The organism is Mesorhizobium sp. MC2-1-1, from assembly GCF_057597255.1.
Genome location: NZ_CP195205.1, coordinates 3,386,274 through 3,404,675 on the forward strand (window position 1 = coordinate 3,386,274; position 18,402 = coordinate 3,404,675).

Annotated in this window: 17 protein-coding genes; 9 read left to right on the plus strand and 8 right to left on the minus strand. The window is 62.8% G+C overall.

Features of this window, described 5'->3' with window-relative positions; genetic code table 11:
* Window positions 1-82: 82 nt before the first annotated feature.
* The 8 genes from ACR64R_RS16760 (at window position 83) to ACR64R_RS16795 (ending at window position 8,756) form a co-directional block, all read left to right on the plus strand.
* Entirely contained in the window at window positions 83-1,042 is a 960-nt protein-coding gene (locus tag ACR64R_RS16760; RefSeq protein ID WP_487357452.1) for a carbohydrate ABC transporter permease, read from the plus strand.
* Window positions 1,039-1,983: a carbohydrate ABC transporter permease gene (locus ACR64R_RS16765; RefSeq protein ID WP_487357453.1), complete on the plus strand. Its 945-nt coding sequence runs from the start codon at window positions 1,039-1,041 to the stop codon at window positions 1,981-1,983. Before ACR64R_RS16760 ends, ACR64R_RS16765 begins: the two co-directional genes overlap by 4 nt.
* Before the next feature lie 23 nt (window positions 1,984-2,006).
* Window positions 2,007-3,122: an ABC transporter ATP-binding protein gene (locus ACR64R_RS16770; protein WP_487357454.1), complete on the plus strand. Its 1,116-nt coding sequence runs from the start codon at window positions 2,007-2,009 to the stop codon at window positions 3,120-3,122.
* Window positions 3,123-3,190: 68 nt separating this feature from the next.
* The gene (locus tag ACR64R_RS16775; RefSeq protein WP_487357455.1) at window positions 3,191-4,693 is read left to right on the plus strand and encodes a GMC oxidoreductase; all 1,503 of its coding nucleotides are present in this window, start codon (window positions 3,191-3,193) and stop codon (window positions 4,691-4,693) included.
* On the plus strand, window positions 4,690-5,451 hold the full coding sequence (locus tag ACR64R_RS16780; protein WP_487357456.1) for a 3-ketoacyl-ACP reductase: 762 nt from the start codon (window positions 4,690-4,692) through the stop codon (window positions 5,449-5,451). The genes ACR64R_RS16775 and ACR64R_RS16780 overlap by 4 nt, the downstream gene beginning before the upstream one ends.
* 6 nt (window positions 5,452-5,457) lie before the next feature.
* Entirely contained in the window at window positions 5,458-7,086 is a 1,629-nt protein-coding gene (locus ACR64R_RS16785; protein WP_487357457.1) for a GMC family oxidoreductase, read from the plus strand.
* Window positions 7,087-7,096: 10 nt separating this feature from the next.
* Window positions 7,097-7,414 (plus strand): Dabb family protein, encoded by a 318-nt coding sequence (locus ACR64R_RS16790; protein WP_487357458.1) that lies wholly within the window; start codon window positions 7,097-7,099, stop codon window positions 7,412-7,414.
* 94 nt (window positions 7,415-7,508) lie between these two features.
* Complete coding sequence (locus ACR64R_RS16795) at window positions 7,509-8,756, plus strand: MFS transporter (RefSeq protein ID WP_487357459.1); 1,248 nt, start codon at window positions 7,509-7,511, stop codon at window positions 8,754-8,756.
* Window positions 8,757-8,852: 96 nt separating this feature from the next.
* Here the strand turns inward: ACR64R_RS16795 and ACR64R_RS16800 are convergent, their stop codons facing one another.
* The 3 genes from ACR64R_RS16800 to ACR64R_RS16810 all read right to left on the minus strand — a co-directional run bounded on the left by ACR64R_RS16800 (window position 8,853) and on the right by ACR64R_RS16810 (window position 12,365).
* The gene (locus ACR64R_RS16800; protein ID WP_487357460.1) at window positions 8,853-9,698 is read right to left on the minus strand and encodes an EamA family transporter; all 846 of its coding nucleotides are present in this window, start codon (window positions 9,696-9,698) and stop codon (window positions 8,853-8,855) included.
* A 7-nt stretch (window positions 9,699-9,705) separates the two neighbouring features.
* Entirely contained in the window at window positions 9,706-10,623 is a 918-nt protein-coding gene (locus ACR64R_RS16805) for an endonuclease/exonuclease/phosphatase family protein (protein ID WP_487357461.1), read from the minus strand.
* 191 nt (window positions 10,624-10,814) lie between these two features.
* Window positions 10,815-12,365 carry a cation:proton antiporter gene (locus tag ACR64R_RS16810; RefSeq protein ID WP_487357462.1) on the minus strand — a complete coding sequence of 517 codons (1,551 nt, stop codon included), beginning with the start codon at window positions 12,363-12,365 and terminating at the stop codon, window positions 10,815-10,817.
* An 84-nt stretch (window positions 12,366-12,449) separates the two neighbouring features.
* On the opposite strand from ACR64R_RS16810, the gene ACR64R_RS16815 reads away from it, so the two are divergent.
* Window positions 12,450-13,001: a hypothetical protein gene (locus ACR64R_RS16815; protein ID WP_487357463.1), complete on the plus strand. Its 552-nt coding sequence runs from the start codon at window positions 12,450-12,452 to the stop codon at window positions 12,999-13,001.
* An 11-nt stretch (window positions 13,002-13,012) separates the two neighbouring features.
* Here the strand turns inward: ACR64R_RS16815 and ACR64R_RS16820 are convergent, their stop codons facing one another.
* From ACR64R_RS16820 to ACR64R_RS16840, 5 genes are all read right to left on the minus strand, one after another.
* The gene (locus ACR64R_RS16820; RefSeq protein WP_487357464.1) at window positions 13,013-14,077 is read right to left on the minus strand and encodes an ABC transporter ATP-binding protein; all 1,065 of its coding nucleotides are present in this window, start codon (window positions 14,075-14,077) and stop codon (window positions 13,013-13,015) included.
* 24 nt (window positions 14,078-14,101) lie between these two features.
* Window positions 14,102-14,893, minus strand: a complete 792-nt coding sequence (locus tag ACR64R_RS16825) for an ABC transporter permease (RefSeq protein ID WP_487357465.1) — start codon at window positions 14,891-14,893, stop codon at window positions 14,102-14,104.
* Window positions 14,890-15,804 (minus strand): ABC transporter permease, encoded by a 915-nt coding sequence (locus ACR64R_RS16830; protein WP_487357466.1) that lies wholly within the window; start codon window positions 15,802-15,804, stop codon window positions 14,890-14,892. The genes ACR64R_RS16825 and ACR64R_RS16830 overlap by 4 nt, the downstream gene beginning before the upstream one ends.
* Before the next feature lie 63 nt (window positions 15,805-15,867).
* Window positions 15,868-16,974: an ABC transporter substrate-binding protein gene (locus ACR64R_RS16835; RefSeq protein WP_487357467.1), complete on the minus strand. Its 1,107-nt coding sequence runs from the start codon at window positions 16,972-16,974 to the stop codon at window positions 15,868-15,870.
* A gap of 244 nt (window positions 16,975-17,218) precedes the next feature.
* A complete protein-coding gene (locus ACR64R_RS16840) occupies window positions 17,219-18,391 on the minus strand; it encodes an iron-containing alcohol dehydrogenase (protein WP_487357468.1) in 1,173 nt (390 codons plus the stop codon).
* Between the last annotated feature and the right edge of the window lie 11 nt (window positions 18,392-18,402).

The window sequence follows — 18,402 nt, forward strand, 5'->3', positions numbered from 1 at the left end:
CCCGTCGACAAAACGGTGCGAATAGGACCCTGGTGCAATGGCGCGCCGGGCCGTTTCCGACCAACCGGTACTGGATGAGCCGATGAGCACAGTCGCCGAAACCCAGATCAAGCTGACACCGGAGCACGACGCCCGCCGTGGCCCGTCGGTCCGTTCGCGGCTGCAGGACCTGCTGCCGAAGATCGTATTGGCGCCAAGCTTCGCGGCGACGATCGTCTTCGTCTACGGCTTCATCCTGTGGACGATCTATCTGTCCTTCACCAACTCCAAGACCTTCCCGTCCTATGCGATTACCGGACCGCGCGCCTATCAGCGGCTGTGGGGCTGGACCTTCGACACCGACCCGCCGTCGAGCTGGTACACCTCGATCACCAATATGGGTATTTTCGGCTTCCTCTACATCGCCATCTGCCTGATGCTCGGCCTGTTCCTGGCCATCCTGCTCGACCAGAAGATCCGTGGCGAAGGCGTCTTGAGGCCAATCTATCTCTACCCTATGGCGCTCTCATTCATCGTCACCGGCGTGGCCTGGAAATGGTTCCTCGACCCCGGCCTCGGTCTGGAGCAAACGCTGCACCAATGGGGCTGGACGAGCTTCCACTTCGACTGGATCAAGAACAAGGATTTCGTCATCTACACGGTGGTCATCGCCGGCGTCTGGCAGGCTTCCGGCTTCATCATGGCGATGTTCCTGGCCGGTCTGCGCGGCATCGACGGAGAGATCATGAAGGCGGCGCAGATCGACGGCGCTTCCACCTTCCAGCTTTATCGCCGCATCGTCATTCCGCTGCTCAGGCCCGTGTTTCTGTCGGCCTTCATCGTGCTCGCCCACCTTGCCATCAAGTCCTACGACCTGGTGGTGGCGCTGACCAGCGGCGGGCCCGGCGGCTCCGCCTGGCTGCCGTCCAACTTCATGTATGAGTTCACGTTCAAGCGCAACGAAATGGCGGTCGGCTCCGCAAGCGCGGTGATCATGCTGATGACCATCACGGCCATCATCGTTCCGTATCTCTATTCCGAGCTCAGGGAGAAGTCGCGATGAGCGCCGTCACTTCACCCGCCCGCCAGGCCTCAAGCGGCGTCCGCTCCAGGACGCTCAACCGCATCGTGATCTACGGGCTGCTCGCGCTGTTCGCGATCTTCTATCTGATGCCGCTGTTCGTCATGCTGGTCACCTCGTTCAAGACCATGGAGGAGATCCAGAACGGCAACATGCTGTCGTTGCCGCATGAGCCGACCTTCGCACCATGGATAAAGGCGTGGAGCGAAGTCTGCTCGGGCCTGACTTGCGTCGGCATGAAGGGCTACTTCTGGAACTCCATCAAGATGGTCGTACCGGCAGTGCTTATCTCGACGCTGCTCGGCGCGCTCAACGGTTATGTGCTGACCAAATGGCGCTTCCGTGGCCACACCCTGGTCTTCGCCATGATGCTGTTTGCCTGCTTCATTCCGTTCCAGTCGGTGCTTTTGCCGATGGCGACGATCCTCGGCAGCCTGGGCCGCTTCGGCGTCACCCTCCAGAACGCCACCGGCTTTAACTTCGGCCTCGGCAACTCGACGGTGAATCTGGTCTTCGTCCACGTGGTGTATGGCCTCGGCTTCACCACCTTGTTCTTCCGCAACTACTACGAGGCTTTCCCGACCGAACTGGTCAAAGCCGCGCAGGTCGACGGCGCCTCCTTCTTCCAGATCTTCCGGCGCATCATGCTGCCCAATTCGTTGCCAATCATCGTTGTGACGGTGATCTACCAGTTCACCAACATCTGGAACGACTTCCTGTTCGCCTCCGCCTATGCCGGGTCCGGCGACGTGATGCCGATGACGGTGGCGCTGAACAATGTCGTCAACACCTCGACCGGCGTCGTCGAATACAATGTCAACATGGCGGCGGCGATGATCGCCGCGCTCCCCACCCTGATCGTCTATGTCGTCGCGGGCCGCTATTTCGTGCGCGGGCTGATGGCTGGCGCGGTCAAGGGCTGACCCTATTTTCTGAAGGAACGACCATGGCTTTTCTGGAAATTGATGGGCTGAAGAAGCGCTTCGGGAATGTCGAGATCCTGAAGGGTATCAATGTCGAGCTCGAAAAGGGCGGCTTCCTGGTGCTGGTCGGCCCGTCCGGCTGCGGCAAGTCCACGCTGCTCAACACCATTGCCGGGCTGGAACAGATCTCCGAGGGCGAGATCCGTGTCGATGGCCGCGCCATCAACGATCTGCATCCTTCGAAGCGCGACATCGCCATGGTGTTCCAGAGCTACGCGCTCTATCCCAACATGACGGTCGCCGGCAACATCGCCTTCGGCATGGAAATGCGCGGCGTGCCGGCCGCCGAGCGCCAGGCGGCGATCGACAAGGTGGCCAAGATCCTGCAGATCGGCCACCTCCTCAACCGCAAGCCCAGCCAGCTTTCCGGCGGCCAGCGCCAGCGCGTCGCCATGGGTCGGGCGCTGGTGCGCGACCCGAAACTCTTCCTGTTCGACGAGCCGCTCTCCAATCTCGACGCCAAGCTGCGCGTCGACATGCGCATCGAGATCAAGCGCCTGCATGCCACGACCGGCACGACGATCGTCTATGTAACGCATGACCAGATCGAGGCGATGACCTTGGCGACCAAGATCGCCGTCATGCGCGATGGCGAGGTTCAGCAGTTCGGCACACCTGCCGAAATCTACAACAACCCGGTCAACATCTTCGTCGCCGACTTCATGGGCTCTCCAGCGATGAACCTGATCCCGGCCAGGATCGGCGGCAACGGCAGCGGGCTGTCCGTCGTGCTCGACCGCGAGTCGCGCCAGCCGATAACGTTGGCCCTGCCAGGCGCGCCGGCCGGCCTTGCGGCCTTCAAGGACAAGCAGGTGATATTCGGCGTTCGTCCGGAAGCGCTGACCGATCCGGAAGGTGCGGAGCGCAATGCCTCCAACATCGCCACGGCCGACTGCCACATCGAAGTGGTCGAGCCGGCGGGCTCTGACACCTTTGCCGTCACCAATCTGGGCGGCAAGGGTGTGGTGGCACGGCTGAGGGCGGACGCCAGGATCCAGCCCGGCACCAACACGCCGCTGGCCTTCAACCTAAGCAAGGCAGTGTTCTTCGATCCGGCTACCGAGAAGCGCATCCTCTGATGCATGTCGCCCAAAAGTGGCTCCGGTTTTGGGGCAACGACATGCATCAAAACAAAGACCCTTAGACTATGGCAAATCCGGATATCGTCATCATCGGCTCCGGCATCGGCGGCGCCACGATCGCCTCCGGCTTGGCCGGCGCCGGCGCCTCGATCCTGATCCTGGAGCGCGGCGAACCGCTGCCGGCAACGCCGCATGCGCGCTCGACGCGATCCATCTTCCTCGACGAGCACTACCGGCCGAAAGAGATGTGGCGCGAGGCCGGCGGAGCGGCCTTCAACCCCGGCAACTACTACTATGTCGGCGGCAATTCGAAATTCTTCGGCGCGGTGCTCATCCGCTATCGCAAGGAGGATTTCTCCGAGCTCGAGCATTTCGGCGGCGTCTCGCCGGCCTGGCCGTTTTCCTATGACGAATTCGAGCCGTGGTACTCGAAGGCCGAGCAGTTGTTTCGCGTGCGCGGCACGCTCGGCGAGGACCCGACCGAGCCGTTCCATTCGATCCCCTACGCCTTCAAGCCAGTCCCGGACGAACCGCCGATCGCGCGTGCCCGCGCCGAGCTGAAGAGCCTCGGCCTGCACCCGGCTTCGCTGCCGCTCGGCGTCGACATCGAGACCTGGCTGAAGGAAGGCAGGACGGGCTGGGACGCTTTTCCCAACACCGGCCTGGGCAAGATCGACGCCCAGACCGGTCCGCTGACGGAAGCGCTGAAGGACCCTGACATCCGCCTCGAAACAGGCGCCCATGTCGACTGGCTGGAGACCTCGCCGGACGGCAAGACGATCGCCGCCATCCACTACACCCAGAACGGCGCGCAGAAGACCCTGTCGCCGAAGCTGGTGATCCTGTCGGCCGGCGCGATCAACTCGGCCGCCATTCTGCTGCGTTCACCCTCCGCGAGTGGCAAAGGCCTCGCCAACAGCTCCGACCAGGTCGGCCGCAACTTCATGAACCACAATTCGAGCGCCATGCTGGCGATCGACCCGCGCCGCCGCAACGACAGCGTCTACCAGAAGACGCTGATGCTCAATGACTACTACCTGTCGGACGGCAAGGGCGGCAAGCCGCTCGGCAATGTGCAGTTGCTCGGCAAGATTGACGGCAACATGCTGAAGGCCAATGTCAAGTCGATGCCGAAATTCGTGCTCGACTACATGGCCGGCCATGCCGTCGACTGGTATCTGATGTGCGAGGACCTTCCCGATCCTGAAAGCCGCATCATGGTCGACGGCAGGGAGATCATCATGCAGTGGCGGCGCTCCAACATGCAGTCGCTGGAGGGCCTGACCAAGGTGATGCGCGAGAACCTTCGCGCCTGCGGTTACCCGATCGTGCTGTCGCGCCCCTTCGACAAGCGCACGCCCTCGCATCAGTGCGGCACGGTGAAGATGGGCAAAGACCCGGCGACGTCGCCGCTCGATCCGCTCTGCCGCGCCTATGATCACCGGAACCTCTACGTCGTCGACGGCGGCTTCCTGCCGACATCGGCCGCGGTCAATCCGGCGCTGTCGATCGCAGCTCAGGCGCTCCGTGTCGCCGATCATATCCGGAAGCCGGAGCTTGCCGCATGAGCCGCCCGGCAGCCATCGTCACCGGCGGAGCGCGCGGCATCGGACTAGCCTGCGCCGAGGCTCTGGCCGATGTCGGCTTCGACATCCTCGTTGCCGATCTTGCCGACAATCCAGCCCAGGGACTGGCAGAGAATATCGCGGCTCGCGGCGCGAAACTCGCCTACGTCCAATGCGACATAGCCGACCTCGCCGCCCATCAAAGACTGGTTGACGCCGCGATCACCGCCTTCGACCGCATCGACTGTCTGGTCAACAATGCCGGCGTCGGCGCCGTCGTGCGAGCCGATCTTCTGGACTTGAAGCCGGAGAATTTCGATCGCGCGCTGAATATCAACCTGCGGGGCACAATGTTCCTGACTCAGGCCATCGCCAAGGCCATGCTGGCGGCACCTGCGGCATCGGCAAGGTCGATTATCACCATCACCTCGGTCAGCGCGGCGATGGCCTCGCCGGAACGCGCCGACTACTGCATTTCCAAGGCAGGCCTTTCGATGTGGGTGAAGAACCTGGCGCTGCGGCTCGCCGCTGAAAATGTCGGCGTGTTCGAGGTGCGGCCGGGCATCATCCGAACCGACATGACGGCGGGTGTCTCCGCCAGATATGACGCGCTGATCGACGGCGGCCTGGTGCCGGCCAAACGCTGGGGCGAGACCGGCGACATAGGCGCCGTGGTGGCAGCACTTGCCTCGGGAAAATTCGGCTTCTCGACCGGATCGGTCATCGATGTCGACGGCGCGCTCTCGGTGCCACGCTTGTGAGGAACCATGGCTGACTACATCATTGTTGGCGCCGGTCCGGCCGGCTGTGTTCTCGCCAACCGGCTGAGCGAGGATCCATCGAATTCGGTGCTGCTCCTGGAGGCCGGCGGCAAGGACTGGCATCCCTATATCCACATGCCGGCGGGCTTCGCCAAGATGACCAAGGGCATCGCGTCCTGGGGCTGGTCGACCGTGCCGCAGAAGAACATGAGAGACCGCGTCTTCTGGTACACGCAGGCCAAGGTCATCGGCGGCGGCTCATCGATCAACGCGCAGATCTACACGCGCGGCAACGCCCGCGACTACGACGCCTGGGCGAAAGAAGAGGGGCTCACCGGGTGGGGCTATCGCGACGTGCTGCCCTATTTCAAGCGCGCCGAAAACAACCAGCGCTTCGCCAATGATTATCACGGGGACCAGGGACCCCTCGGCGTCTCCAACCCGATCTCGCCGCTGCCCATCTGCGAGGCCTATTTCCGCGCCGGCCAGGAAATGGGCATACCCTTCAATCCGGACTTCAATGGCGCGAGCCAGGAAGGCGTCGGGTACTACCAACTCACACAGAAGAATGCGCGGCGATCGTCCGCTTCCGTCGCCTATCTGAAGCCGATCCGCGCCCGCACGAACCTGACGGTCAGGACGGATGTCCTGGTCACCCGCATCGTGGTCGAGAAGGACCGAGCCGTCGGCGTCGAAATCGTCGACAAGCCCGGCGGTGAAAAGTCTGTCCTGCGCGCCGAACGTGAGGTGATCGTTTCCTCCGGCGCCATCGGCTCGCCGAAGCTCCTCCTGCAATCGGGCATCGGCCCGGCCGATCATCTGAAGTCGGTCGGCGTCACACCTGTCCATGACCTGCCCGGCGTCGGCTCCAACATGCAGGACCATCTCGACCTCTTCGTCATTGCCGAATGCACCGGCGATTACACCTACGACAACTACGCCAAGCTGCACCGGACGTTGTGGGCCGGCCTGCAATACGTCCTTTTCAAAAACGGACCGGTCGCCTCCAGCCTCTTCGAGACGGGCGGTTTCTGGTACGCCGACCCGACTGCCGCCTCGCCCGACATCCAGTTCCATCTCGGCCTCGGCTCCGGCATCGAGGCTGGCGTCGAGAAGCTGAAGAACCCGGGCGTGACGCTGAACTCGGCCTTCCTGCGCCCACGCTCGCGCGGTACGGTGCGGCTGAAGAGCTCCAACCCGACCGACCACCCGCTGATCGATCCCAACTACTGGTCCGATCCTTACGACCGCGACATGTCGATCAGGGGGCTGAGGCTGGCGCGCGAGATCATGCGGCAGAAGGCGCTGCAGCCCTTCGTGCTGCGCGAGGTGCTGCCGGGGCCGAATCTGCAGAGCGACGACGATCTCTTCGACTACGCCTGCCGCACGTCCAAGACCGACCACCACCCTGTCGGCACCTGTCGCATGGGCCATGATGCGATGGCCGTGGTGACGCCGGATCTCAGGCTGCGCGGCATCGAGGGCTTGCGCGTCTGCGACGCCTCGGTCATGCCGCGCGTCCCCTCCTCCAACACCAATGCGCCGACCATCATGGTCGGTGAAAAGGGCGCCGATCTCATCCTCGGCCGCGAGCCGCTTCCGCCGGCCGTGTTCAAGGGCAACCAGGCGGCATGAGGCACAAACAATGATCCGGCATTGCGTGTTTGTCCGCTTTCGCGACGACGTTCCCGCAACCGAGCGTGCAGCGATCCACGCCGATCTCGAAGCGCTGCGCGACGTCATCGACGGCATGGGCAAGGTGCAATTCAGCTCCAATGTCAGTCCCGAACCGTTTGCGCGCGGCTTCGACCATGGCTTCACCATCGACTTTAGCAATGCAGCTGCCCGCGACGCCTATTTGGTCCACGAGGCGCACCAGCGCGCCGGCGCCCGCCTGGTCGCCGCGCTAAAGGGCGGCACCGACGGGCTGATGGTCATCGACCTCGAGGTGACGCAAATGTGACCGCTGGCCGGCTTAAAACCGGCAGCTGTCCCGTTCTCTTTTGCCCGCCGTGGAACATATCGCTCCTTTTGGGGGATACAAAAGGAGCACCGCCTTGGACCTCACCACCGAGCAGAAGAAAACCGTAGTCGCATCCTTCCTGGGCTGGACGCTCGACGCTTTTGATTTCTTCCTTCTGACTTTCCTGCTCACCGATATTGCCGCTGAATTCCAGACCGACGTGCCGGCCGTCTCCAAGGCGCTGTTCTTGACCTTGGCCACGCGCTTCATCGGTGCGTTCTTCTTCGGCATGCTTGCCGACAAATATGGCCGCAAGCCTATCCTGATGCTAAATATCGTCAGCTACTCGGCGATCGGCGCGTTGGCCGCCTTCTCGCCCAGCCTGGGCATATTCCTGGCGTTGCGCGCCCTGTTCGGCATCGCCATGGGCGGGGAATGGGGATTGGGCAGTTCGCTTGCCATGGAGTCCATCCCGCCTAGCTCGCGCGGCATGGTCTCCGGCATCCTGCAATGCGGTTATCCGGCCGGCTATCTGCTTGCCGCTGTCGCTTACGGACTGCTCTATGGGCACAAGATCGGCGACTTCACAATCGGCTGGCGCGCCATGTTCCTGCTGAGCTTCGTGCCGGCGCTGATCGTGCTGTTCATCCGCTCGCATGTGCCGGAATCGCCTGCTTTCGTCGAAGGCCGTTCGCAGGCACGGCCCGGTCTTGTCGAGACGCTGCGCAAGCACTGGGGCATTGCCCTCTACGCCGTGGTGCTGATGATGTTCTTCAACTTCTTCAGCCACGGTACGCAGGACCTCTACCCGACCTTCCTGAAGAAGCAGCATGGCCTCGACCCGCACATGGTGAGCTGGATCACCATCGTCGCCAATATCGGCGCCATCGTCGGCGGCCTGGCCTTCGGCGCGCTGTCGGAGAAGATCGGCCGCGTCAACGCCATCACCCTTGCCTGCCTGATTGCCCTGCCGGCGATCCCGCTCTGGGCCTATACGACCACGCCCTTCATGCTGGCGATCGGAGCCTTCATCATGCAGGTGGCCGTGCAGGGCGCCTGGGGCGTCATCCCGGTGCATCTCAACGAACTGTCGCCAGGTTCCGTGCGGGCGACCTTGCCGGGTTTCATCTATCAGGCCGGCAATCTGGCTGCTTCCTATGGCGGCCCCTACCAGGCCGGCATCGCCGAGGCTCCCGGTGGCAGCTACGGCTACGCGCTGGCCTTGTTTGCCGGCGTTGTCGCCGTCTGCATCATCGTCGTCATCCGTTTCAGTCCTGAACGCCGGGGGCAAGTGATGACGGTGCTTGATCGGGAAGCCGGATCGGTTCCAGGAAAGATGTAAGCGGTTGGGTTTGGCGACTTCCCGCAGCCATCCCTCCGGCATTGCGTCAAACAAGTGGATAGAGCGGTTTGCATTTCGGTGAAATGGTGAAGCGCTCTATCCAAGCCTGAGCGCGACGACGCCCGCGACGATGCCGAGCGCTGCCGTGGCCCGCCAGCCAGTCATCTTCTCACCCAGCGCCAGCACCGAGATCAGCATGGCGAACAGGATCGAGGTCTCGCGCAGCGAGGCGACCGAGGCGATCGGCGCCTTGGTCATCGCCCACATGACGATCCAATAAGCGGCGCCGCTCAGCACGCCGGTGAACAGCCCTGCCTTCCAGTCGCGCGCCAGCACCGGCAGCGACTGCCGCCCGCGAAAGGCGACGCACAGCACCAGCGCCCACGTCGCATCGCAGACGAACAGCCAGGCAGCGTAGCTCGTCGCGGTAGCCGCCAGCCGCGCGCCACTGCCGTCCGACAGCGTATAGCTGGCAATGAAGATCGACGTGCCCAGCGCGAAGCCGACGGCGCGCAGATTGAGCTTCTCCAGATGAGCGCCGCCGCGAAACGACATGATCAGCGTGCCGACCGACAACAGCACGATGCCAATGATGGCGAGCGGCGCAGGCACCTCCCCGACCAACACGATGCCGCCCAGCGCCGAGAGCAGGGGCGCAGTGCCGCGCGCCAGCGGATAAGTTTGGGCGAAATCGCCGGCTTTGTAGGCGCCGATCAGGAATGTCCGATAGCCCATATGGAAGAAAACCGAGGCGAGGATAAATGGCCAGACCTCGGCCTTCGGCACTTCGACAAAGGGCAGTGCCACAAGCGCCGCCGCGCCCATGCCGAGTGTCATCAGCGTGATCGACAGGAAGCGGTCGAGATGCACCTTGACCAGCGCATTCCAGATCGCGTGCATGGCGGCCGCCGAGAGCACGGCCAGGAAGACGAACAGCGTCATGCCCGCCTCACCTGCCCGCCTGACTCGAGGCGATGCCTGGCGTTTCCAGGTCGATATCGACCCTCAGCGGGAAATGGTCCGAAGCCATCTCGCCGATGTCGGCGCCGACCGAACGCACACGTCCCGCCAGCATGCCGCCGACGAAGCAATGGTCGAGCCGGCGTTTCGCCAGCCTGCCGTCGATGATCTTTTCATGCGTGTGGAAATCAGGGCAAGGCTCGCTGGCTACGGCTGCAGCATCGACGAATCCGTCGATATAAGCGGCGCCGGGATGATACGGCACGCTGCCGGTGATACGCCGGTATTCGGCGCTGCCCGGCTCCATGTTGAAGTCGCCCAGCCAGATCGCCGCCTGCGGGTTTTCAGGCTCGGCCTGGCCGTTGCTCCAGTTGCGCTGCGGCTCGTCGTCGGCGCCGCTCCACGGGCCGCCGTCGGATGCCGCGCGGCGATGCTCGGCAATGAGGTAGTCGATCTGTTCCAGCCGCTCCTCGGCCGCGATATGGGCAAGATGCAGCGAGAGCACCCGCACCGGCCCCGCCGGCGTGCGGATCATGCATTCCAGGGCCGCGTTGCGGGTGTTGAGCGGTCGCAGCGTGCGCCGCAGCGGCAGCGTGTGCAGGCGCGACCAGACGATCGGCAGCCTCGACAGCACCATCGTGCCGAACTGCCGCCTGCGGTTCACGACGCGGCCGTCGCGCTTCTCGCTGGCGTCCATGTCGAAAGCGGGGCCGTAGGCCCAGTAATAGTCGGGCAGCAAGCTGGACAGCATCTCGGGCTGATCGTCTTCATTGCTGCGCCGCCAATGCCGCTCGACCTCCTGCAGCGCGATGATATCGGCGCCGTCCACCAGCCTGGCGGCGCGGCTCAGATCGTAACGCCCGTCGCTGCCATAGCCGTACTGGATGTTGTAGCTGATCAGTTTCATTGTTTAACCGGCTCACTTCCGAAGATCGACGTAGCGCAATTCCAGGAAAGGTGTGAGCGGCTTTCCGTCTGGAGTTGCGTCCGAGACAGAGGGGTGCCGTTTCGGTGGACCGCTCTATCGCGCCGCCTGTGCCGTTGCAATGTGCCGCGCAGGCAGGCGAAATGGTCCAGCCGAGGTTGGCCAACCGGCTATCAGGTCGTCAGCGGCTGGAAGCTTCCGGCGGGCGCCGCCGCCAGTTCCGACCAGTCGATCTCCTCTTCCAGCCGGTGATAGGCCTCGTCACCGATCGTGCCGTTGCTGCGCAGTTCCTCCAGCCTGTCGCGCTGCCGCTTGATGGCGTAAAGACGCAGCCGGTCGTATTCCGTCGCGGCTTGCGCGTTATCCGGATTCTCGGCGATCCGACGTTGCGCCTCGTATTGTTCGCGCACGACGGCGGCAGCGGACGAAGTCTTGCCGCTCAGCACATCAAGCGCGGCCTGCATGATGGCCACTCGCGCCTCGGCCACTTCGCGGTCGATCGAAGTGTCCCGCGCGAAGTTGAGCCGGCGCAGCAGCGGCTTCAGGCTCATGCCCTGCAGCACAAGCGTTCCGAGCACGACGGCGAAGGCCGCCAGCACGATCGGGTCGCGGCCGGGGAAGTCGGCGGGCAACGCGATCGCCACCACCAGCGTCACCAGCCCGCGCATACCGCACCAGCCGACAAGCACCGCACCGCGAAATGTCGGCGCATCCCGCTTCTGCCCTTCGCTATCGGGACGCGTGAACTGCCTTATGACCGCAACGTAACCCATCACCCAAACGAGACGGGCCACGATGACGACCGCCAGCACGGTCGCGGCGAAGAGGAAGGCCTCGCCTTGCCCGTCGCCGGAGAGCCGACCGACGATCGATCGAGCCTGCAGGCCCATCAGCACAAAGGCCAGCACATTGAGCACGAAGACGGCCGACTCCCAGACCGAATAGGTGCTGACGCGACGTCTCGCCGACATCCGGCGTGGCGCGGTCCGCGCGATGGTGATGGCATAGACGACGATGGTGATGATGGCGGAAAGACCGAGCTTGTCGGCAATGATCCAGACGGCGAAGGTTCCGGCGAACTGCACCACGGTGCTGCTTGCCGCATCCTCGATGCGGGTGAGCGTCAACAGCGAGACGCGCCCAAACAGGTAGCCAGCGACAACGCTGCCGACCGTCGACAAAAGTATCACCGGAACGGCGTCCCTGAGAAGGAGGGAGCCGACGGCGGCCGAGACCGATATGCGGTAGATCAGCAGGGCCGTGCCGTCATTGAGCAGGCTTTCGCCCTGCAGGATGGCGGTGATGCGGTGCGGCACCTTGAACTGGCTGAGCACCGCGCTTGCCGCGACCGCGTCCGGCGGGGCGACGATGGCGCCGAGCGCGATCGCCGCCGCGATCGGCAGACCCGCCATCTTCCAGCCGACAAAGGCAACCACAACGGTGGTGAAGACGACCGCCCCGAGCGCCAGGAGCACCAGCGACAGCCGATAGCGCTTCAGGTCGCGCAGCGACGTATCGTAGGCGGCATCGAGCAGCACAGGCGCGATGAACAGCGCCAGGGCCAGTTCCGGATCGATCTCAATCACCGGCGCGCCCGGCAAGAAGGCAATCCCGACGCCCGCAAGCGCCAGCAGCGATGGATAGGGAAGCTCGAGCTGACGCGATAGCGCCGTCAGAGCCACGGCGATCAGAAGCAGGACGAGGGTGAGTTCGAACAGCGCCATGGCTTATCTAAGCATGGAAGAGTGGCATTGGCAGAGGAAAACTGCGTATCGTGGACGTCGACTCGGATTGTTTGGAGGACGCGAATGAAGAGAAGCTTCGCTACATCATGTATGTTGGTTCTATCATTAACCGGCGCCACTGCTTCCGAGCTTTACAATCAATTGCTCTCGGCAAAGACCCAACTTTTTCAAACTTCGAGACCCGGACCGGGTTTGGGACTGTGGGCAAAGCAGACGAATGAAAGATTGATGTCCGTCATCGAGGGGACGTGGGTGGATCTGGGATACACCGATTTGGGGAGTGAGGAAACTTTCAGAAAAGCCTGCCGTGACTACGGAATGGTGGTCAAGAGGGAAAATAACTATTCGTTTGTCGTAACCTCGCATGTGAAACTAGGGCGTAGGGAAAGCGACGTTAGTAAAGAATACATCTTCAAATCGGGAATCTCATACAATTTCAGGTGGAACATCGATCAGCAGATGAAAATCTTTGGCGATGACGAACCGAACGGTCCGAAAGTTCTGCAAAACGCAAATGGAACAAGCGCGTTGTTGATGACGACGCCCAACACCATAGTTGAGGCCGATTTCGCGACCGGAATCCCTTTCCTGTGGGGGCGCTGCCCCATGGGCTAATGGCCCATGGTCTAATGCAGAACCAGCATGTCGCCCGATGAGAAGGAAATGTCCGCCTTGTCGCCCACGGCCGGCGGCGGCGTGGTCGAGTTGTTGAAAGTGTCGAGCGACACCGTGTTGCCGCCGACGCCGACGCGCACGCGGATGACCGAGCCGAGGAAATGCACTTCGGCGATTTCCCCCGACAGGCTGGCGTCATGGCCGGGTTGCCGCCCCAGCGAAATCGCTTCCGGCCGCAGCGCCAGCGACAGCGTATCGCCGGACTTGGAGCCGTTGAGCTTGCCCTTGAGCGAGACTTCCTGGTTGTTGACCTGCACCGTGCCCATGGCGGCGTCGGTGACCTTGCCTTCCAGCACGTTGAGCGTTCCGACGAAATTGGCGACGAACTTGGTTGCCGGCCGGTTGTAGATCTCGAACGGCGTGCCGACCTGTTCGGCCCTGCCGCCATACATCACAGCGATGCGGTCGGATATCGACAGCGCCTCTTCCTGGTCATGGGTGACGAAGATGGTGGTGATGCCGAGCTTCTTCTGGATCGAACGGATCTCCTCGCGCAACGATACGCGCACCTTGGCGTCGAGCGCCGACAGGGGCTCGTCGAGCAGCAAGAGCTTTGGTTTGGGCGCGATGGCGCGCGCCAATGCGATGCGCTGCTGCTGGCCGCCGGAAAGCTGGTAGGGATAACGATCGGCCATCTGCGGCAGCTTGATCATGTCGAGCATCTCGGCGACGCGCCTGTCCGCGTCCGCCCTGGGCATGCCGCCTACCTTCAACCCGAAGGCGATGTTCTGCGCCACGGTCAGGTTCGGGAACAGCGCGTAGGCCTGGAACACCATGCCGACATTGCGCTGATTGGGCTTCAGCCTGGTGATGTCCTTGCCGCCGACGACGATCTTGCCGGCCGACGGCTCCTCGAAACCGGCGACCATGCGCAGCACCGTCGTCTTGCCGCAGCCGGAAGGGCCGAGGAAGGAGACGAACTCGCCGGGCGCGACATCGAGATTGAAGTCCTCGACCACTGTTGTGGCGCCGAAGGATTTTCGCACATGCTGGATGGAGAGGAACGGCTCGGCCATGGCTTTTCTTTCAGTGCTTTTCGCTCAATTGGGACGGCTCGCCGATCTCGGCGCGAAGCGCGACAGTATCTGAATCAGTGACATGCAGCCCCATGTTATTATGAACGCAATGATGGACAGCGCTGCCGGCTCATAGGCCCGGTTGGCCACCAAATTCTGCAGGTACGGGCCGAAGGCCGGGCGGTTGAGCAGGCTGGCCATGGTGAATTCACCTATGACGATGGCAAAGGTGAGGAACGCGCCCGACAACACAGCGATCAGCACGTTGGGCAGAATCACCCGAGTGATGATCGTGCCCCACCCTGCCCCCAGGATCTGCGCGGCCTCAGTCAGCGTGCGCACGTCGATGGTGCGAAGACCGGTGTCGACGGCCCGGTACATGTAAGGCAAAGCAAGCGCCGCGTAGCCGATCACCAGCAGCGCGTTGGCTCCCAGGTTGGACCCCAGGAATGGCAGCGGCGAATTCGAGCCGTACATCCGGATATAGCCGAAGACGATGACGATGGCCGGGATCACCAGCGGCAACAGCGTGATGAACTCCACGATGGGCCTGAGTTGCGGCAGGCGAAGGCGGATCCAGTATGCCGTGGGCACGACGATCAGCACACCGAGCAGGATGGTGAAGATGGCAACGATCACGGAAAACAGGAAGGTCGCCTGGAACTGGCTGTCGCCCAGCACGACCTTGTAGGCGTCGAAGGAGTAGACGCCGCGCCGCATGCGCAGCGAGAACTCGATTGTCGCGATCAGCGGGATGAAGAAATAGGCCGCGCCCAATATGAAGACGACCCAGGCCCAGAACCTGCCGGATTTCATTTCAGCCACCTCTCCGAGCGCGTCCGGAACCAGATGTAGAAGATGTTGGCAAGGCCTGTGATGAAGATCATGCCGAAGGCGATCGCATAGCCCAGATGGGCATTATGCAGCACATCGCCGCGGATCTGCGCATAGAGCAGGATCGGAACGATGTTGAGCGACGAGCCGGTCAGGGCGTAGGCGGTTGCAATTGCTCCGAAGGCGTTGGCGAAGAGCAGGATGACAGTGCCGAGGAAGCTCGGCCAAAGCACCGGAATGACCACCATGCGCCAATATTGCGCCTGGGTGGCGCCGAGCGTCGCGGCGGCCTCGCCCCATTCCCGTTTCAAGCCGTCTATGGCCGGCACGATGATAACCACCATCAACGGGATCTGGAAGTACACATAGGTGATCGTCAGCCCCCAGAATGACAGCAGGTTGAAGCCATGCGCATAGAGGTTCAGGCCAACCAGCGTGTTGAGCAAGACCGTGACGAGACCGAGCCGCCCAAGCGTCGCGATGAAGGCGAAGGCGAGCGGCACGCCGGCGAAATTGGATGCGACGCCGGAGAAGGTCAGCGTCGCCGAACGTATCCAGTCAGGCAGCCCGCCGCGCACGATGGCGATGGCGATAGCAAGGCCTGCGAAGGCGCCGATCAGCGATGACGCCAGGCTAACCTTTATCGAAATCCAGTAGGCGGCAACAATGTTGGCCGAAAAAAGCGCGACGATGTTCGCGAAGGTGAATTCGCCCGCTTCGTTCTGGAAGGCGCCCAGCATCAGGTAGAGGGTGGGCAGGATCAGGAACATCACGGCGAAGACGAAGAACGGCGTGACGCCAAGCCACTGCGTCGGCAGCCGCAGGCTTCGTGCCTCGGCTGGCGGCGCGGTCTTTCCCGCAATTGCCTTGTTGGAGAGCGAGAGATCGGTCATGCGCCGGCTACCGTTTTGGGAACGAGGCCGGGCGGCGAGGGTCGCCCGGCCGATATCACCCTGTTACTTCACATTGGCGCCGACGACGGCGTCCCAGTTCTTGGTGATGGTTTCCTTGGCCTTGCCCTGCTCGTCGAGCGACGGGAACACGGCGGAAGCATAGGACTCCGCCGGCGGCAGCTTGGCCAGCACGTCCGCGGGGATCTTGCCGTTCTTGGCGAGATCATTGAAGCGGATCGGGTGGCAGTAGCCCTTCAGCCAGCCGATCTGGCCTTCGTCGGAATAGAGGTATTCCATCCACAGCTTCGCGGCATTCGGATGCGGCGCGTAAGCGCTGATCGCCTGCACATAGACGCCGGCGACGACGCCGGTCTTCGGCACGATGACATCGACGGGCGGGTTGCCCTTCAGCGTGTCGCGGCCCGAAAGCGCGTTATAGTCCCAGGTGACGAGGATCGGCGTCTGGCCTTGGGCGAGCGTCGCCGTCTTGCCGATGACCGGCACGAAATTGCCGGCTGCATTGAGCTTCTTGAAGTAGTCGAGACCAGCGGTGCCTGCTGCTTCGCCAGCGGCTGCGCCACCGGAAAGGCCCGCGGCATAGACGGCCTGGATGGCCTGGTTCGAAGCACGCGGGTCACCGGCGAGGGCGACCGAGTTGGCGAACTCCGGCTTCAGCAGGTCAGCCCAGTCGGTCGGCGATTGCTTGACCAGGTCCTTGTTCACCTGGAAGGAGAGCACGCCGTAATAGTCGCCGTACCAGGCGCCATCGGCGTCCTTGGCGCTGTCCGGGATCGAGTCCCAGGTCGATACCTTGTAAGGCATCAGCAGGCCGTCTTTCTTGGCGGTCGGACCAAAGGACAGGCCGACGTCGATGACGTCGGGCGCCTGCGGGCCCTTGTTGTCCTTGTTGGCCTTGATCGCCTCGACCTCGTCGCCCGAGCCGGCGTCGGGATTGAGTTCGTTGACGGTGATCCCAGGATACTTAGCCTTGAAACCGTCGATCACTGCCCCGTAGCCACACCAGTCATGCGGAAGCGCGATGGTGGTGAGCTGACCTTCAGCCTTCGCGGCCTTGACGAGATCGTCCATCGAATCCGCGGACGAAATCACCGTCGACGCAAAGAGCGCCGCGGCCGAAAGGGAAAGCACTTTCCCCGTGAACTTGAACATATGTTCTCTCCGTTGAACTGGCGCGCTGGGCGCCTGCGATGCGGGTATCGTTTTCGTGTGACAGCCAGATGAAGGCTTTTTGAAACCGGAGCCCCACAGCTAAAAAAGTTAACTCTTTTTAACGGACTGTAGCAATTAGCCCGCACTTAATTTTCCGGCTAATGGTTAGCTGCCTTGATTTTTGCCCCCTCTCCCTTTTCCTCGAGTGTTACCTTTTTCAAATCCTCGGCAGTGAAGCCGGCTCTCAAACAGAGCCGGCGATGGCATTTTCGAGCAGCGTCAACGCTGCTTTCTTGGTGAGTTTCACAGGGTTGCCGCCAGCCGTCGGATCGACGACCGCCATGTCGGCGATCAGTGTCTTGCGCTTCTTGTCCATGTTGAGCCCCTTGATCAGACCGGGCAGGGTGTGCGGCACCTTAAGTTCCTTGCGCAGCTTGATTATGGCCTTGGCGAAGCCGTCGAATCCGCCCCTGATGCCGCAATAGGCGGCGAGCCTTGCAATGCGGTCCTCGATCGCCTCGCGGTTGAACGCCAGCACATAGGGCATGAACACCGCGTTGGTCATGCCGTGATGGGTGTCGTAGAGCGCGCCGATCGGATGCGACAGCGAATGGATAGCTCCCAACCCCTTCTGGAAAGCGGTGGCGCCCATGGCCGCCGCGCTCATCATATGGGCGCGCGCGACCAGATCCTTGCCGTTGGCGAAGGCCTTCGGCAGGTTCTCGAACACCAGCCGGATGCCTTCCACCGCGATGCCGTCGGCCATCGGGTGATAGCCCGGCGCGCAATAGGCCTCCAGGCAGTGCGCCAGCGCGTCCATGCCGGTGCCGGCAGTGATGAAGGGCGGCATGCCGACTGACAGTTCCGGGTCGGCAATGACGATTGCCGGCAGAAGCTTCGGATGGAAGATGACCTTCTTGGTGTGTGTCTCCTCATTGGTGATGACGCCGGCCCGGCCAACCTCCGAGCCCGTGCCCGCCGTGGTCGGCACCGCGATGATCGGCGCAATCGCGTCCGAATTGGCCCGCGTCCACCAGTCGCCGATGTCCTCGAAGTCCCATACCGGCCGTGTCTGCCCGGCCTGGAAGGCGATGAGCTTGCCGAGGTCGAGCGCCGAGCCGCCGCCGAAGGCGATGACACCGTCATGCTTGCCCTTCTTGAACACGACGATGCCGGCGGTCAGATTGGATTCGACCGGGTTCGGCCTCACTTCCGAAAAGACGCCGTACGGGATCTTGGCATCGTCGAGGATCTTCAGCGTCGAGGCGACGACCGACAGCTTCGCCAGTCCCGGATCGGTCACGAAAAGCGGCCGTTTGATGCCCGTGGCGGCCAGCACCTCCGGCAATTCCTTGATGCGCCCTGCGCCGAAGCGGACGGTGGTGGGGTAGTTCCATTTGGAGATGAGCTTGGACATGGCTTGTCTTT

What these genes read in the sequence shown, in the direction of transcription:
- ACR64R_RS16805 (WP_487357461.1), bottom strand. Translation starts at nt 10,623, where the DNA reads ATGAAACTGATCAGCTACAACATCCAGTACGGCTATGGCAGCGACGGG.
- ACR64R_RS16800 (WP_487357460.1), bottom strand. Translation starts at nt 9,698, where the DNA reads ATGACGCTGTTCGTCTTCCTGGCCGTGCTCTCGGCGGCCGCCATGCAC.
- ACR64R_RS16830 (WP_487357466.1), bottom strand. Translation starts at nt 15,804, where the DNA reads ATGACCGATCTCTCGCTCTCCAACAAGGCAATTGCGGGAAAGACCGCG.
- ACR64R_RS16815 (WP_487357463.1), top strand. Translation starts at nt 12,450, where the DNA reads ATGAAGAGAAGCTTCGCTACATCATGTATGTTGGTTCTATCATTAACC.
- ACR64R_RS16775 (WP_487357455.1), top strand. Translation starts at nt 3,191, where the DNA reads ATGGCAAATCCGGATATCGTCATCATCGGCTCCGGCATCGGCGGCGCC.
- ACR64R_RS16780 (WP_487357456.1), top strand. Translation starts at nt 4,690, where the DNA reads ATGAGCCGCCCGGCAGCCATCGTCACCGGCGGAGCGCGCGGCATCGGA.
- ACR64R_RS16835 (WP_487357467.1), bottom strand. Translation starts at nt 16,974, where the DNA reads ATGTTCAAGTTCACGGGGAAAGTGCTTTCCCTTTCGGCCGCGGCGCTC.
- ACR64R_RS16765 (WP_487357453.1), top strand. Translation starts at nt 1,039, where the DNA reads ATGAGCGCCGTCACTTCACCCGCCCGCCAGGCCTCAAGCGGCGTCCGC.
- ACR64R_RS16820 (WP_487357464.1), bottom strand. Translation starts at nt 14,077, where the DNA reads ATGGCCGAGCCGTTCCTCTCCATCCAGCATGTGCGAAAATCCTTCGGC.
- ACR64R_RS16790 (WP_487357458.1), top strand. Translation starts at nt 7,097, where the DNA reads ATGATCCGGCATTGCGTGTTTGTCCGCTTTCGCGACGACGTTCCCGCA.
- ACR64R_RS16810 (WP_487357462.1), bottom strand. Translation starts at nt 12,365, where the DNA reads ATGGCGCTGTTCGAACTCACCCTCGTCCTGCTTCTGATCGCCGTGGCT.
- ACR64R_RS16770 (WP_487357454.1), top strand. Translation starts at nt 2,007, where the DNA reads ATGGCTTTTCTGGAAATTGATGGGCTGAAGAAGCGCTTCGGGAATGTC.
- ACR64R_RS16840 (WP_487357468.1), bottom strand. Translation starts at nt 18,391, where the DNA reads ATGTCCAAGCTCATCTCCAAATGGAACTACCCCACCACCGTCCGCTTC.
- ACR64R_RS16785 (WP_487357457.1), top strand. Translation starts at nt 5,458, where the DNA reads ATGGCTGACTACATCATTGTTGGCGCCGGTCCGGCCGGCTGTGTTCTC.
- ACR64R_RS16760 (WP_487357452.1), top strand. Translation starts at nt 83, where the DNA reads ATGAGCACAGTCGCCGAAACCCAGATCAAGCTGACACCGGAGCACGAC.
- ACR64R_RS16825 (WP_487357465.1), bottom strand. Translation starts at nt 14,893, where the DNA reads ATGAAATCCGGCAGGTTCTGGGCCTGGGTCGTCTTCATATTGGGCGCG.